Here is a 15417-nt window from a genome sequence, read left to right on the forward strand (position 1 = left end):
CACGACCATGACCCCCGAGCGGCGATACATGACCACTGGCCTGTTCCGGCGCAGCCGGTGGGACGCGGTCCCGGCCCTGCTGGTCTATGTCCACCTGGCCTTGCTGGCGGCCTTCTTCCTGGCCTGGCCGCATCTGGGCTGGGGCGCGCGGCTGGGCGGCGCGGCGGCCTATGCGCTGGCCATCGGCTGGAACCAGGATTCCGTCGCGCACAACTTCATCCACAACCCGTTCTTCCGCTCCAAGCTCTTGAACCGGATCACCGAATACGCCCTGACCCTGGAGAACGGCGTCCCCCAGACCATGTATCGCTATGTCCACATGCGCCATCACGCCGGCAATTCGGACCGGCCGGACGCCGACGGACAGACCATCGATCCGATCTCGATCTACAGGCACGGCGCCGACGGCAAGGCCGAGCCGATGATCGCCTACGTCCTGATGGGGTTCTGGCGCGACGACGACCCCTTCACCGTGGCCCGGGAGATCGCCGCCAAGCGCCCGAAGGAGGGGGCCCGGGCGCTGCATGAGTTCTGGGTGATGATCGCGGTCTATGCGGCCCTGCTGGTCCTCCGCTGGGACTTCGTGCTGGTGCTCGCGCCCTTCTACTATCTGGGCCAGAGCCTCTCGTTCCTGATCGCCTATTACGAACATCTGGGCGCCGAGCCGGAACAGCCGATCGCGGCGGGCGTCTCCACCTATGAGCCGATCTACAACTGGCTGTTCCTGAACAACGGCTATCACGCCGAGCACCACTATCGACCCCAGCAGCATTGGACGCAGATGGCCCGGCTGCGGGCCGAGATCGGCGACGCCCAGGCCGCCGCCGGGGTGCGGATCATGGCCTGGCCGCATGTCCTGGGGTTCCTCGATCGCACCGCCTGGAAGGTTCCCACGGCTTCCGCCTAGGGCCCTGGCGGCGTCGGATGTCGTCGCGGCTTGCCTTCCGCAGGGGCTCCCATGCTTCGGCTGTGCTGGCGCCCGTCGCGCCGGCTTCCTGGGGAACGCATGCACACCGACCTGTCCGGCGCCACCGCCCTGGTCACCGGGGCCTCGAGCGGCTTCGGCCACCACTTCTGCCGCCTGCTCGCCCGGTCCGGCGCGCAGGTCATCGCCGCCGCGCGGCGCGTGGAGTTGCTGGATAGCCTGGTGGCCGGGATCGAGGCCGAGGGCGGTCGCGCCCAGGCGCTGCGGCTCGACGTGGGCGACGAGGACCAGGTGGTCGCCGCCCTGAGCGGACTGGAGCGGCTGGACATCGTCGTGAACAACGCCGGCGTCGCAGGCCCCAGCAAGGCCATCGACTGCGAGGGCGACGAGTGGCGTTCGATCTTCGACGTCAATGTGCATGGCGCCTTCTATGTCGCCCGCGAGGCGGCGCGGGTCATGCGGCGCGCCGAGCACGGTGGTTCGATCATCAACATCGCCTCGATCACCGGGCTGAGGACGGCGCTGGCGGCCGCGGCCTACGCGCCCTCGAAGGCGGCGGTGATCCACATGACCAAGGCGCTGGCCATGGAGTGGGCCCGCTTCGGCATCCGGGTGAACGCCATCGCGCCGGGCTATATCGAAACCGATCTCAACCGCGAGTTCCTGACCTCGGCCCATGGCGAGGAGATGCGCAAGCGCATCCCCCAGCGCCGCTTCGGCGAGATGTCGGACCTCGACGGGCCGCTGCTGCTGCTGGCCTCCGACGCCTCGGCCTACATGACCGGCAGTGTGCTGGTGGTCGATGGCGGCCATCTCGCCAGTCCGCTCTAGCCGCAATTCCTACTGGACGGCCCCGTCGGCCGCCCCAATCATGACGCCAAAACGCCAGGGCCAGGAATGACCGCGATGACCAAGTACCCGAACCTGTTTTCGCCCCTCGACCTCGGTTTCACCCGGTTGAAGAACCGGGTGATCATGGGCTCGATGCACACGGGGCTCGAGGACATTCCCAATGGCTTCGCGCGCCAGGCGGCCTATTTCGCCGAACGCGCCCGGGGCGGGGTCGGCATGATCATCACCGGCGGCATCGGGCCCAACCGGGAAGCCGGCGGCGGCGCCAAGCTCGCCACCCTCGAGGAGGCCGCCCAGCACCGCACCGTCACTGAAGCCGTTCACGCCGCCGATCCGGACGTGAAGATCTGCCTGCAGATCCTGCACGCCGGGTCCCTGGCCCGGAGCGCCGACGCCGTCGCGCCCTCGGCGATCCGCGCCCGCATCGCGCCCAATGTCCCCAACGAACTGGACGCCGACGGGATCGAGAAGCAGCTCGGCGACTTCGCCAACTGCGCGGCCATGGCCAAGCTGGCCGGCTATGACGGCGTCGAGATCATCGGCTCGGCCGGCTATCTGCTGTCGACCTTCCTGGTGGAGCGCACCAACCAGCGCAACGACCAGTGGGGCGGCAGCTTCGAGAACCGCATGCGCTTCCCCGTCGAGGTGGTGCGCCGGGTGCGCGAGGCGGTGGGCGCCGACTTCATCGTGGTGTTCCGGATCGCCGCCATGGACATGCTGCAGGGCGGCATGGCCTGGGACGAGGTGGTCACCCTGGGCAAGGCGGTGGTCAGCGCCGGCGCCAGCATCGTCTCGACCCATTTCTGCTGGCACGAGGCCCAGGTTCCGACCATCGCCACCATGGTGCCGCGCGCCGCCTTCGCCCAGGTGACGGGACGCCTGCGCAAGGAGCTGACCGTCCCGCTGATCACCAGCAACCGCATCAACATGCCCGACGTGGCCGAGGCCGTGCTGGCCCGGGGCGACGCCGACCTGATCTCCATGGCCCGCCCGATGCTGGCCGACCCGGACCTGGTGCTGAAGGCCCAGCAGGGGCGCGAAGACGAGATCAACACCTGCATCGCCTGCAACCAGGCCTGCCTCGACCACACCTTCACCGGTCGGCTGACCAGCTGCCTGGTCAATCCGCGCGCCTGCCGCGAGACGGAGCTGAACTATCCGCCGACCACGGCGGCCAAGACGCTGGCCGTCGTCGGCGCCGGCCCCGCGGGCCTGGCCTACGCCACCGTCGCGGCGGAACGCGGCCACCGGGTCACCCTGTTCGAGGCCGGCCCGGACATCGGCGGCCAGTTCAACCTGGCCCGGCGCATCCCCGGCAAGGAAGAGTTCGACGAGACCCTGCGCTACTTCCGCAAGCGCATCGAGGTGCTGGGCGTCGAGCTCAAGCTGAACACCACGGTCGACGCCGCCCAGCTGAAGACCGCAGGCTTTGACGAGGTGATCGTCGCCACCGGCATCGAGCCGCGCACGCCGCAGCTGGAGGGCATCGATCACCCCAAGGTGGTCAGCTATATCGACGTGATCCTCGGCCGGCGTCCGGTCGGCAAGCGCGTGGCGATCATGGGGGCCGGCGGCATCGGCTTCGACGTCGCCGAGCTGATCACCCATGCCGGGGTTTCGGCGTCGATGGACATCGATGTGTTCGCCAAAGAATGGGGCATCGACTTCGCCAACCACCCGCGGGGCGGCGTCACGGGCGTGGAGCCGCAGGTGGCGAGGTCCGACCGCGACGTCACCCTGATGCAGCGCAAGTCCGACGCGGTGGGCAAGTCCCTGGGCAAGACCACCGGCTGGACCCACCGGCTGACCCTGCAACGTCGCGGCGTGAAGATGCTGAATGGCGTCGAATATCTGAAGATCGACGACGCCGGCCTGCATGCCCGGGTCGGCGACCAGCCGGTGCTGCTGGAGGTCGACACGGTGATCGTCTGCGCCGGGCAGCTGTCGAAGCGCGACCTGTTCGACCAGTTGCAGCAGGCCGGGGTGCGCTCCACCCTGGTCGGCGGCGCCTTCGAGGCGGCGGAGCTCGACGCCAAGCAGGCCATCAACCAGGCGACGGAGCTGGCGGCCGCCGTCTGACCGGTCAGCCGCCGCCAGACGCCCAGACCGGCTGCCGAGGCGCGGGCAGGCCGGTCTCGGCCTCGGACGCCTGTCGCAGATGCTCGATCGTCGGGCCGTAGTTGAAGGTCGGAAGCTCGGCCGCGCGCGCACCGGCCATCACCCGGCGCAGCGCCTGGGTGGCGGGCGCGTCGGCTTCGCCATCGTCGGCGATCACCACCCCATAGGCCTGCGCCCCGGCCAGGCTGACCAGGCCTTGGCGGACCTCGAGGGCGACCAGCTCCGGCGCGCGCTCCAGCGGATCACCCCAGCCGCCGCCGCCCCAGGTGATGAAGTGCAGCACGTCGTTGGCCTCGACGCGGATGTCCTCGCGCTTGTTGGCGACCACGACCTGGGTCCCGTCCGGCTTCTCCAGGATCTTGCGGGCCCGGGCGCCGGGCGCGCCGCCGTTCACGCCCCACGGGGGGATGAACCAGCGGTCGTCGTGGATGGCGATCAGTCCCGGCTCGAGGAAGCGATAGGACATGATGATGCCGTTGCCACCCCGGTGCAGGCCGGCGCCGCCGGAGTCCGGCACGGTCTCATAGCGCTCGATGCGCAGGGGGAAATAGCGCTCCAGGAACTCGTTGGGCACATTGGTGAAGTTGGGCCACAGGGAGTGTCCGTCCGGCCCGTCGCCCAGCGGGCGGCCTGGAATGCCGCCGAACCCGATCTGGAACAGCTGGAACCAGCGGCCCTCGCCGTCGCGGCCCGAATAGAACAGGTGAGGGCTGGAGGAGAAGCCAGCGGCGTTGAGGAACTCCGGCGTCTTCTGGCCGAGCAGGCCGCCGAGGATGTCGAAGAGGCGGCCCAAGGCATGGGTCCGGCCACTGAGGGCGGCCGGGAACTTCGGCTTCAGCAGGGAGCCTTCCGGAATGCGCACATCGATCAGATCGTAATAGCCGTCGTTGAACAGGATCTGCGGGTCGAAGACCATGATCATGTAGATGCCGAAGAACATGCGCATCATGTTCTCGTTCAGCAGGAAATTGATCGAGCCGTCGCTCTGGGGGTCGGTGCCGGCGAAATCCAGCACCACCTTGCCGTTCTCCCGCCACATGGCGCAGCGGATCTTGTAGGGCCCGAAGCCCAGGCCATCGTCGCAGATATAGTCCTCGAAGGTCACCGGCGCCTCGCCGATGGAGCTCTCGATCAGCTGCTTCATGGCCCGGTGGTTGCGGGCCAGCAGCTCCTCTGTGGCCGAGGCGAAGACGTCGTCGCCGAAGCGGTCGCACATCTCGACCACGCGGCGCGCGGCGACCCGGCAGGCGGCGATCAGGGCGTTGAGATCGGCCTTGCACCATTCCGGCATGCGGGTCTGGTGCATGATCAGCTTGATGAGGTCCTCGTTATAGACGCCGCGCTTCCAGATCTTCACGGGCGGGATGCGGACGCCCTCCTCGAAGATCGAATGGGCGTCGATCGGCATGGAGCCGGCGACCTTGCCGCCGATGTCCGACATGTGGCCGAACATCGAGGTGTAGGCGACCAGGCGGCCGTCCTTGAACACCGGCAACAGCACCAGCCAGTCGTTGGAGTGGCTGATCGCGCCCTCCACCGAATAGGGGTCGGACAGGAAGATCATGTCCCCGTCCTCGACCACCCCGTCATAGCCGTCGAGGAAGGGGCCGATATAGGAGCCGAACTGGCCGACGATCATCCGGCCCTTGTGGTCGGCGATCAGCGGAAAGGCGTCGCCCTGTTCGCGGATGCCCGGCGACATGGCCGTGCGCACCAGGGTGGTGTCCATCTCGATCCGGGCGTTTCGCAGCGCGTTCTCGATGATGTCCAGGGTGACCGGGTCGATCGCCACGGTCGCGAAAGGCGTCTCGTTCGCCTGAATGATCCTTGCGGGCATGGCTTGGCCTCTCAGACGGGGGTGATCAGGATATTGCCGACGGCGTCGACCACGCCGCGGTGGCGGGTCTCGATCAGGGTGGTGGAGTCCATCTCGATGACGATCGCCGGACCGGGGATGACGTCACCGGCCAGCAGGCGGGCGCGGTCATAGATCACGGCCGCCTGGGGTCCGCCGTCCATCCACAGTTCGTGGTCGCGCAGCTTGGCGGCCGAGGGGTCGCCATCGCCCTTCGGCAGGGGCTGGGACGGCAGCTCGAGGGATCGTCCGAGCGCGACGGCGCGAAGGTTCACCACCTCGTGCTCGGCGTCCATATTGAAGGTGAACAGCCTGTGGTGCTCATGGTCGAAGCGGGTGGTCAGCGCCTTGAGCCCACCTTGCTCCAGGTCAGCCAGCGCGAGGCTCATCGGCACTTCGAAGGCCTGGCCGGAATAGCGGATATCGACCTCGAAGCTGGTCTCGATCTCGGCCTCGGCGACGCCGTCGGCCATCAGTTCGGCGCGGACCTGGGTCTCCATGTCGCGCAGCAAGGCGATCAGTTCGTCGGCGCTGGTGTCGGAGGTGCGCTTGGAGAGCGACCGCGCAGTCTCGGTGCGCATCCGGGTCGTGGCGTCGCCCAGGGCGCAGAGCACGCCCGGCGAGACCGGCGAGACCGCCGGATAGCTGCCCATCAGCCGGGCGACGGCGTTGACGTGCAGGGGCCCAGCGCCCCCGAAACCCATCAGGGCGAATTCGCGCGGATCGTAGCCCTGCTGGACGGAGATCATCCGCAGGGCCCCGAACATGTTCTCATTGACGATGTCGATGATGCCGCGCGCCGCCTCCATCAGGCCGATGCCCAGCTTGTCGGCGATGGTCTGCACCGCCCGCTTGGCGCCCTCCCGATCGAGCTTGAAGGTCCCGCCCAGCAGGTTCTCGGGCAGATAGCCCAGCACCACATTGGCGTCGGTCACCGTGGGCTCGACGCCGCCCTTGCCATAGGCGACGGGCCCGGGCGCCGCCCCGGCGGATTGCGGACCGACCCGCAGGGCCCGGGTCAGTTCCGGCACATAGGCGATCGAGCCGCCCCCGGCCCCCACCGTCTTGACGTCGAGCGACGAGGCCCGGACCGAGAGGTGTCCCACCTCCGTGGTGCGCACCCGGCGTGGCTCGCCGTTCTCGATCAAGGCCACGTCGGTGGAGGTGCCGCCGACATCCAGGGTCAGGATGTTGTTCAGCCCGGCGTTGCGGGCCACCCAGAGCGCGCCGGTGACGCCCCCGGCCGGGCCGGACATCAGCAGGGCGACCGGATGTTCCTCGCTCTTCTGGGACGACATCAGGCCGCCGTCAGAGCGCAGCAGCGACAGCTGGCCGGTCATCTCGACCTTGGTCAGGCGCTCACGCAGGTTGCGGACATAGCGGCCGACGATCGGGCGCACGGCCGCATTGGCCACGGTGGTCAGGGTGCGCTCATATTCCTGCATCTCGGGCAGGACGACGTGGCTGAGCGACAGCGGGACATCGGGCATGACCTCTGCGGCGATCGCCGCCACCCGCCGCTCATGGTCGCCATTGAGGTAGGCGTTGATCAGCGAGATGGTCAGGGCCTCGACCCCCTGCGCCTTCAGCCTTTCGAGTTGAGCGCGGATGTCGGCGTCATCCACCGGGCGGACTTCGCGGCCCTGAGCGTCCATCCGCCCCTTGATCTCGACGGTGTCCTCCAGGCGGGCCATGGGCTGGGGCTTGGGCCACACGATCCAGCCGGCAAGGCCGCCGGGCACGAAGCTGCGGGCGATCTGCATGATCTGGCGATAGCCCTCGGTGGTGACCAGGCCCACCCGCGCGCCCTTGCCCTCCAGGACCGCGTTGGTGGCCACGGTCGTGCCGTGCAGGAACACGGAGACGTCCTTTGGGGTGACGCCGGCCTGGCCGCAGATGACATTGACCCCGTCGAGGATGCCCTCGGAGCTGTCATGTGGCGTCGACGGGGTCTTGTGGCGCCAGAAGGCGCCGGTCGCGTCGTTGAACAAAAGCAGGTCGGTGAAGGTTCCCCCGACGTCGACGCCCAATCGAAAGCCCATGCCGTGTGATCCTTCAAAGCTCGGAGAGGGGGGTCAGTTCGCCGCCAGCGCGTCGGCCTGGGCCTGGACGGCGCGGGCGAAGGGCTTGAGCAGCAGGGCGAAGGCCAGGGCCGCGACCAGGGCCCCGCCGACGCCGACAATGGCCGCCGAGGTTCCGACCGCGGCCTTGTCATGGAAGACGTAGTCGGTCAGCGCCCCGGTGATCAGCGGACCCGCCGTCAGCCCGACCAGATTGACCAGCACCAGATAGAGGGCGGAGACGCTGGCGCGCATGCGATTGGGCGTGATCAGCTGCAGGGAGGCGGGCGCCGCGCCATAGGCGAAGGCGCCGAAGAACAGCAGGGCGCCGAGCGCGGCGGCGGCCAGAGGCACGGTCGGGGCCAAGGGGAAGAGGACCACAGGGGGCAGCACCAGGAACGCGGCGACCAGCCCGATCCGCACCGTGGCGTCGGGCCGGCGGGCCTGCAGCCGATCACAGACCAGGCTGCCGACCACGATGCCGGCGGTCGCACAGACCAGCATCAGGGCCCCGACCAAATAGGCGCCATGGGACGGCGTCATCCCGAAATGGCGGGACAGATAGGGCCGCGCCCACAGCACCGCGACATTGAACGGCACGCCCAGGAAGGCGAAGCCCAGGGTGATCAGGCCATAGGCGCGTCCGTGCGCGCCGATGTGAGACCAGATCTTGGCCCACTCCGCGCGGAGCCCTTCGTGCGCCAGTTCGGAGCGCTGCAGCTTACGGGAGGGTTCGCGCAGGCTCGCGGCCAGGGCCGCCACCAGCAGGCCGGGCAGGCCGACGATGAAGAACACCAGCTGCCAGGACCGCACCGCGCCAAGCAGCGGCAGGTGGACCATGGGTTGGGCGCCCACCAGGCCGATCACCAGACCGCCGCCCAGTATGGCGAGACCCGAGCCCAGATAGATGCCGACGGCGTAGAGCCCGAGCGCCATGCTGCGGCGCTGGGGCGGAAAGCAGTCGGCGATCAGGGAATAGGCGGCGGGCGAGAGGCCGGCCTCGCCGATGCCGACGCCGATCCGGGCGCCGAACAGCTGGCCGAAGGTGCTGGTCAGGCCGCAGGCTGCGGTCATCAGGCTCCAGAGCGCGATGCTGCCGGCCACCAGCCGGGTCCGGCGGGCGCGGTCGGCCAGATAGCCCAGGGGCACACCCAGGGTGACGTAGAAGATGACGAAGGCGAAGCCGTGCAGCAGGCTGAGCTGGGTGTCGTTGATGTGCAGGTCGGCCTGGATCGGCTCGACCAGGATGGTGAGGATCGAGCGGTCGACATAGCTGAAGGTGTAGGCGACCAGCAGCACGCCCACGGTCCACCAGGCCGAGGCTGGGCGCGGCCAGTCTTCCGTCGCGACCGGGGCTGGCGGGGTCACGGCAAGACTTTCCAGCTTGGCGGCCGCTTCTCGCGGAAGGCGGTGTAGCCCTCCCGGCCATAGGGCTCGCCGGCCATGTAGGCCTGGAAGCTGCGGAGCTCGAGGGCGACCGCGTCGTCCAGGGAGAGGTCGGCGGTCTGCTGCAGGACCGCCTTGCTGGCCGCCAGGGTCGCGCGCGGCTTGTCGATCAGCGTCGCCAGGAAGGCCAGGCTCTCCTCCAGCAGCCGGGCGCGAGGCACCGACCTGAGCGCCAGGCCATATTCGACCGCCTCGGCGCCGCTGAGATAGCGCGCGCTCCAGATCAGCGCCTTGGCGCGCTGGTCGCCGATCTTGCGCTTCAGTCGCGTGGTCACCGCGGCGGGCAGCACCCCGGAATCGGTGTGGGCGTCGCCGAACCGGGCCTCGTCGGCGACCATGATGAAGTCGCAGCCCAGAGCGAACTCGAAACCGCCGGCCCGGGCGAGGCCGTTGATCGCCGCCAGGGTGGGGATCGGCAGGGCCTCGATCCGCGCGATGATCGCGGCGACGCGGGTGACCACGGCCTGGAACCTGGCGAGATCGGCGAAGCAGATATCCAGCAGGTCGAGGTCCAGGCCGACGCAGAAGGCCCGGTCGCCTTCCCCGGTGAGGACCAGGGCGCGCAGGTGCGGATCGGCTTCGGCGTCGGTCAGCACCGCCTCGAGATCGTCCAGCCGTTGGGCGCTGATGGCGTTGAGGCGCGCGGGCGTGGCGAAGGTGACCACGCCGACCTCGCCAAGCTTTGCGTAGTTCAGGGATGGATAGGCCATCTCAGCGGACCTCCTCTATGTCGCGGGCGTGCAAGTCGCGCAGGGCGGTCTTCAGAACCTTGCCGTTGGCGTTGCGGGGCAGGGCGTCGATCGGGCGAAAGGCCTTGGGGCGCTTGTAGGGGGCCAGGTGCTCGACGCAGTAGGCGGCCAGGGCCTCGGTCGAGACGGATGCGCCCGGCGCGGCGACCACATAGGCCACCAGCTGTTCACCCCACCGCGGGTCCTCCACGCCGATCACGGCGCATTCGTCGACGGCGGCATGCTGGTCGAGAAGGGTCTCGATCTCGCGGGGGTAGACGTTCATCCCGCCGGTGATCACCATGTCCTTCTTGCGATCGACGATGTAGACGAAGCCCTCCTCGTCCCTCACCGCCATGTCGCCGACGCTGACGAAGCCGTCGCGGAAGGCCTCGGCCGTCTGGTCGGGCTTGTTCCAGTAGCCGTTGAACAGGTAGGGCGAGGTGGAGTGCAGCTCGCCGACCTCGCCGGGCGCGACCTCGCGGCCCTCGTCGTCCAACAGTCGCAGCAGAGTGCCCATGATCGGCTGGCCGACGCAGCGGGTCTTCCGCAACTGATCGGCTGGCCGCAGGTTGGTCACCACCCCGGCCTCGGTCGATCCATAGGTCTCGTTCAGCAGGCCGGCGCCGAAATAGTCGACGATCTGCTCCTTCATGGGCTGGGACAGGGGCGCGGCGTTGGCGACGATGCCGCGCAGGCGATTGCCGCGTAGGCGCTCCAGCGTCGCCGGCTCTAACCCGAACATGGCGTGGTAGTGGGTGGGCACGGTGAAGACGCCGGTGACCGCGCCGGCGTGGATCGCCTCCAGCACCGCCTCCGGCTCGAAGCGGGTCATGATCTCCGTCGTGCCGCCCATGAAGATCGAGGCGAAGGCGTAGGCGAGGCCGGCCCCATGGCACATGGGCGAGATCGCCAGGAAATGGTCGTCCGGCGAATAGATCCCGTACTCGGAGGCATAGGCCAGGAACCCCAGGGTCCGCGACCGGTGGGGCAGCATCACCCCCTTGGGCTTGCCGGTGGTGCCGGAGGTGTAGGGGATGGCGAAGGTCGCCCATTCATCGATCGCAGGCGGGCTGAAGGCGTCCGACGCCTGGGCCATCAGGGCCGGATAGTCGCTGTCCAGCCAGATGATGCGGCGCACCGTCTCCAGCCGGGCGGGGTCGATGCTGGCCTCGCACTCGCGATGGACAAACAGCAGGCGGGCCTGAGCGTCATTGCAGATGTCGGCGAGTTCGCCCGGCGTGAGCTTGGGGTTCAGGGTGGCCAGGGCCGCGCCGATATCGGAGACCCCGGCCGCGATCTCCAGATATTCCATGGAATTGGGAGAGACGATCGCCGCATGCTCGCCCGCCGCCAGGCCAAGCCCCAGCAACATGTTGGCGGTGCGGTTCACATTGGCCACGACCTGGCCATAGGTGCGCCGCGCTTCGCCCAGGATCAGGGCGGTCTTGGCCGGATCCCGACCGGCCGCGGCCCGCAGGCCGCTGCTCAGGGTCAGATGTCGGAAGCCCTGCGGCAGGCTTCCCGCGCTCACAGCTGGAACACCTTCAGGGCATTGCCGCGCATGACCCGCTCATAGGATTCCGGACGCAGCCCGTGGGCCTTGATCTCCGCGACCGCGCGCTCGGGGTCGATGACCGGCCAGTCGGTGCCGAACAGCACCTTGTGGGAGCCGTAGGAGTCCATGTAGCGCACCAGGGCCGGCGGCAGGTGCTTGGGGGCATAGGCGTCGATGCCGATGAAGACGTTCTCGTGCTTCCAGGCCATGGCGATCATCTCGTCGGTCCAGGGGACGCCGACGTGGATGCCGATCAGCTTGAGATCCGGGAAATCGATGGCCACCTGATCCAGCAGGATCGGCCGCGCCACGCTCGGGAGGCGCACGGTCTTCTGATAGATCAGGTTCTGGCCGACCTGCATCATGATCGGCACGCCCAGCTCCACGCAGCGGGCGTAGTAGGGATAGTAGAGCGCCGCGTCCGGGGCGAGCTTGAACCAGTGCGGATAGAGGTGGGCGCCGACGAAGCCCAGCTCCCGGACGGCGTGGTCCAACTCCTTCAGCCCCTCGACCCCGCGATAGGGATCGACCCCCGCCAGGCCGGAGAAGCGGTCGGGATGCTTGCGGCACCATTGGGCCACCTGTTCGTAGGGAATCTCGAAGGAGCCGCGCATGTCGCGGTCGCCGGCCCGGACCGCGATCAGCAGCGACCGCTCGATCCCCGCCCGGTCCATCTTCTTCAGATAGTCGTCGATCGAGACGCCCTGGGTCATGTGGTCGGGCATCCGGACCTGGGTCGTGAAGTTCGCGTCGAAGCCCGTCTGCTGGTTGGCCACCTCATGGGGGGTGAACAGATTGACGACGATATCGATGGCGCCGGTCATGCCTGGAATACCCTTTGGCGCGTCAGGCCCCTCCGCCGACGCCGCCCGGGGCAAAGTGTTATCGGGGTCGCCCGGCGCCGAAATATGAGTTTTTCACCCCGACATATGCGCTTCCCGCCCCTACCGGCCCCGCGCTCGGTGCGTAGTGATCAAGCGGCCGCGCGCTTTGCGAATACCCGGCCGGGAACGGCGTCTGGTATGGCTGGCCGACCGGCTGTTCCGAGGAGTCCGCCATGGCCAAGCACCCCGCCGACCTGACGGCTGTCGAAGCCGTGGGCCGCCTGCGGTCCGGGGCGCTCAGCGTCGAGGCCTTCGCCCGCGCCTGCCTGGAGCGGGTCGCCGAGCGGGATGCGGACATCCGCGCCTGGACCTTCCTCGACCCGGCGCTGGTCCTGGCCCAGGCCCGGGAGCTGGACCGCGCCGGCCCCTCCGGTCCGCTGCATGGCCTGCCGATCGGGATCAAGGACGTGATCGCCACCCGCGACATGCCGACCCAGCACAATTCCCCGCTCTATGTCGGCAGCCACACGCACCTCGACGCGGCCTGCGTCAGCCTGCTCCGCTCAGCGGGCGCGGTGATCTTCGGCAAGACCGACACGGTGGAGTTCGCCGCCACTGGACGCCGGGCCCTGACCCGCAACCCCCATGACCTGTCACGGACGCCGGGCGGCTCGTCCAGCGGGTCCGCCGCCGCCGTGGCGGACTTCCATGTGCCGATGGCGCTCGGCACACAGACGGGGGGCTCGACCGTGCGCCCGGCTTCGTTCTGCGGCGTGCCCGCGATCAAGCCGACCTTTGGCCTGGTGAGCCGCGAAGGCGCCAAGCCCTATGCGCCGAGCCTCGACACCATCGGCTGGTTCGGGCGCTGCGTAGGCGACCTCGGGCTGCTGCTTGACGTGTTTGATCCGGAGCCCGCGACGGCGACAGATTTCCAGCTGCGCGGCGCGCGGATCGGCCTATGCCGCACCCCGATCTGGGACAGGGCGGATCCGGCCAGCCAGGCGGCCCTGGAAGCCGGCGCCCAGGCCCTGCGCGAGGCCGGCGCCGAGGTGGTCGATCTCCACCTGCCGCCCGCCTTCGCCGCCCTCCCGGCCCAGCAGATCCTGGTCATGCGGGCGGAGGGGCGTTTCGCCTTCCTGGCCGAACACCGGGCCTTTCCCGGCCGGCTGGAGGCCAGCCTGCGCGACCAGGTGGAGAACCTCGACGGCTACAGCCGCGCCGATCTGGTGGCGGCCTATGACGCGGCGGCGCTGGGCCGCATCGCGTTTGACCGGATCGCCGGCGGCTATGACGCGGTGCTGACGCTCAGCGCGGTGGGCGAGGCGCCGGAGGGGTTGAAGAGCGTGGGCGACCTGGCCTTCAACGGCCTGTGGACCCTGCTGCACACCCCGTGCGTCAATGTCCCCGGCTTCACGGGACCGCAGGGATTGCCGATCGGCCTGACCGTCACGGGCCCACGTTTCGCCGACCGCCAGGTGCTGGCGGCGGCGGAAGCCTTCGAGGCGGTGTTCGTCGGCTAACCGATCTTGGCCAACGTCATGAGCGCGCGGATGTCGGCGGCCCGGGGCAATCCCCAGGCGGCGTCCAGCACGGCCTGGGCCCGGCCGATGGGCAGCACGCCCTCCGCCGACAATCGGAAGACATCCGACAGCTCATCGTCGCTCATCGGATTGCCTGGCGTCCCCCGGAAATTGGGGATCACGATCCGGTCGCTGGAACCGTCGGCGTAGAAGACCTCGAGCGAGGCGCCGTCAAAGGTCTTGTGCTCCGGGTCGGCGACCAGCTCGATGCGGGATCGCAGGTCCAGGATGGCGGGATCGGTGAAGGCGGCGGGCTTCATCTCGGCCAGGGTGAAGCGGCCGCGCAGCCAGGCGGCGGCGGCGCAGTGGCGCAGATCGAACCTGGCCTCCAGGTCGCTGCTCGGGACGCCGAACCGTTCGGCGCGCTCGTCGGCGATCTTGACCACGATGGCCTCGACCCCGAAGCGCATCCTGGCCACCTCGCGCCCGTTCGAACGCTTCAGCAGGGCCAGCGCGCACTCGATCGGCCCGTGGGTGATGGTCTCGGTGGGGATGGTCTTGTAGCTCTGGCCCATGATCCGCCAGGTCTTGCCGAGCTCGGCGAAGACGGTCTCGATCTTGGCGGCCGGCTCGTCGGAATAGGACGACAGCATGCCCTTGTCGCCCTCGAAGGCGGCGGCGGGCGCGTCGATCCCCATGGCCGCCAGCTGATAGGCGTTGAGGCCATTCCGCGCGGTCATGCCCATCAGATAGGGCAGGGCCATGCTGCCGGCCGACTGGTAGAAGCCGGCGCCGGCGTTCATGGCCAGGCCGATGGCGTCGCGCATGCGCGCGTCGTCCAGCCCCCCCAGCAGGGCGCAGGCGGCGGCCCCGCCGATCGCGCCGGTGATCCCGCCGGGCACGAAGCCGCGGAAATAGCCGGTCGGCATCAGGATCGAGGCCACGGCCAGCTCGGCCTCTATGCCCAGCGCCAGGGCCGTGAGGACCTGGCGCCCGCTGGCGCCGTTCGTCTCCGCCACCGCCAGCACGGCCGGCAGCACGCCGGACACCGCGTGCATGAAGCAGGGGATGTAGGTCTCGTTGAAGTCCAGCACCTCGAACAGGGCGCCGTTCACCACGGCGGCGCGCTCGGTCGTGGTCCGGGTTCCGAACCAGAGCACGCCCGCCTCATCCGAGCCGGCCTGCTGCGACCAGTCGTGGAGGATCTTCACGGCGGGATGGTCCATGGCCCCGACCGAGGCCTTGAGCTGATTGACCAGCAGGCGATTGGCCTCATGCAGCACGTGGTCGGGAACCCCCTGGGCCGACCCTTGGCGAAGGAAGGCGACCAGGCGCTCGGAGACGGTCAATGGGGTCACGCTGCGGTCCCGCCCTGGGCGACGGGGCCGTACATCCATTCCAGCAGGCCAGGGTCCTTCTGGTGCTCGGCGCCCATGTTGCGGATCGCCTCGCAGGCGGCGTAGCCGCGCAGGCCGGCCAGGGTCGGCTTGCCGCGATAGTTGAAGGTGTAGGCGGCGGGGGCCGGATAGGC

General features: G+C 69.1%; 11 protein-coding genes. 4 read left to right on the top strand and 7 right to left on the bottom strand.

Annotation, left to right across the window (positions count from 1 at the left end; genetic code table 11):
* The first annotated feature begins 7 nt into the window (after positions 1–7).
* From Q7P21_RS03710 to Q7P21_RS03720, 3 genes are all read left to right on the top strand, one after another.
* On the top strand, positions 8–907 hold the full coding sequence (locus tag Q7P21_RS03710; protein ID WP_304175815.1) for a fatty acid desaturase: 900 nt from the start codon (positions 8–10) through the stop codon (positions 905–907).
* Between the two features lie 99 nt (positions 908–1006).
* Positions 1007–1756, top strand: a complete 750-nt coding sequence (locus Q7P21_RS03715; protein ID WP_304175817.1) for an SDR family NAD(P)-dependent oxidoreductase — start codon at positions 1007–1009, stop codon at positions 1754–1756.
* A gap of 75 nt (positions 1757–1831) precedes the next feature.
* Positions 1832–3856 carry an NADPH-dependent 2,4-dienoyl-CoA reductase gene (locus tag Q7P21_RS03720; protein ID WP_304165532.1) on the top strand — a complete coding sequence of 675 codons (2025 nt, stop codon included), beginning with the start codon at positions 1832–1834 and terminating at the stop codon, positions 3854–3856.
* Positions 3857–3860: 4 nt separating this feature from the next.
* Here Q7P21_RS03720 and Q7P21_RS03725 read toward each other — a convergent pair whose 3' ends face one another.
* Genes Q7P21_RS03725 through Q7P21_RS03750 form a run of 6 tightly spaced genes read right to left on the bottom strand, consistent with a single transcriptional unit; the run spans position 3861 to position 12366 of the window.
* Entirely contained in the window at positions 3861–5732 is a 1872-nt protein-coding gene (locus Q7P21_RS03725) for a hydantoinase B/oxoprolinase family protein (RefSeq protein WP_304165529.1), read from the bottom strand.
* A gap of 11 nt (positions 5733–5743) precedes the next feature.
* Positions 5744–7792 carry a hydantoinase/oxoprolinase family protein gene (locus Q7P21_RS03730; protein WP_304175819.1) on the bottom strand — a complete coding sequence of 683 codons (2049 nt, stop codon included), beginning with the start codon at positions 7790–7792 and terminating at the stop codon, positions 5744–5746.
* Between the two features lie 33 nt (positions 7793–7825).
* Positions 7826–9178: an MFS transporter gene (locus Q7P21_RS03735; protein WP_304165525.1), complete on the bottom strand. Its 1353-nt coding sequence runs from the start codon at positions 9176–9178 to the stop codon at positions 7826–7828.
* Positions 9175–9966 (bottom strand): enoyl-CoA hydratase/isomerase family protein, encoded by a 792-nt coding sequence (locus Q7P21_RS03740; RefSeq protein WP_304165522.1) that lies wholly within the window; start codon positions 9964–9966, stop codon positions 9175–9177. Before Q7P21_RS03740 ends, Q7P21_RS03735 begins: the two co-directional genes overlap by 4 nt.
* Position 9967: 1 nt before the next feature.
* Entirely contained in the window at positions 9968–11518 is a 1551-nt protein-coding gene (locus Q7P21_RS03745; protein WP_304165519.1) for a class I adenylate-forming enzyme family protein, read from the bottom strand.
* A complete protein-coding gene (locus tag Q7P21_RS03750; protein WP_304165517.1) occupies positions 11515–12366 on the bottom strand; it encodes an amidohydrolase family protein in 852 nt (283 codons plus the stop codon). Before Q7P21_RS03750 ends, Q7P21_RS03745 begins: the two co-directional genes overlap by 4 nt.
* A gap of 233 nt (positions 12367–12599) precedes the next feature.
* On the opposite strand from Q7P21_RS03750, the gene Q7P21_RS03755 reads away from it, so the two are divergent.
* The gene (locus Q7P21_RS03755) at positions 12600–13886 is read left to right on the top strand and encodes an amidase (protein WP_304175821.1); all 1287 of its coding nucleotides are present in this window, start codon (positions 12600–12602) and stop codon (positions 13884–13886) included.
* Here Q7P21_RS03755 and Q7P21_RS03760 read toward each other — a convergent pair.
* Positions 13883–15244 (bottom strand): MmgE/PrpD family protein, encoded by a 1362-nt coding sequence (locus Q7P21_RS03760; protein ID WP_304165510.1) that lies wholly within the window; start codon positions 15242–15244, stop codon positions 13883–13885. The genes Q7P21_RS03755 and Q7P21_RS03760 overlap by 4 nt on opposite strands.
* Positions 15245–15417 lie beyond the last annotated feature (173 nt).

This window comes from Phenylobacterium aquaticum (assembly GCF_947378715.1).
Lineage (GTDB): Bacteria > Pseudomonadota > Alphaproteobacteria > Caulobacterales > Caulobacteraceae > Phenylobacterium > Phenylobacterium aquaticum_A.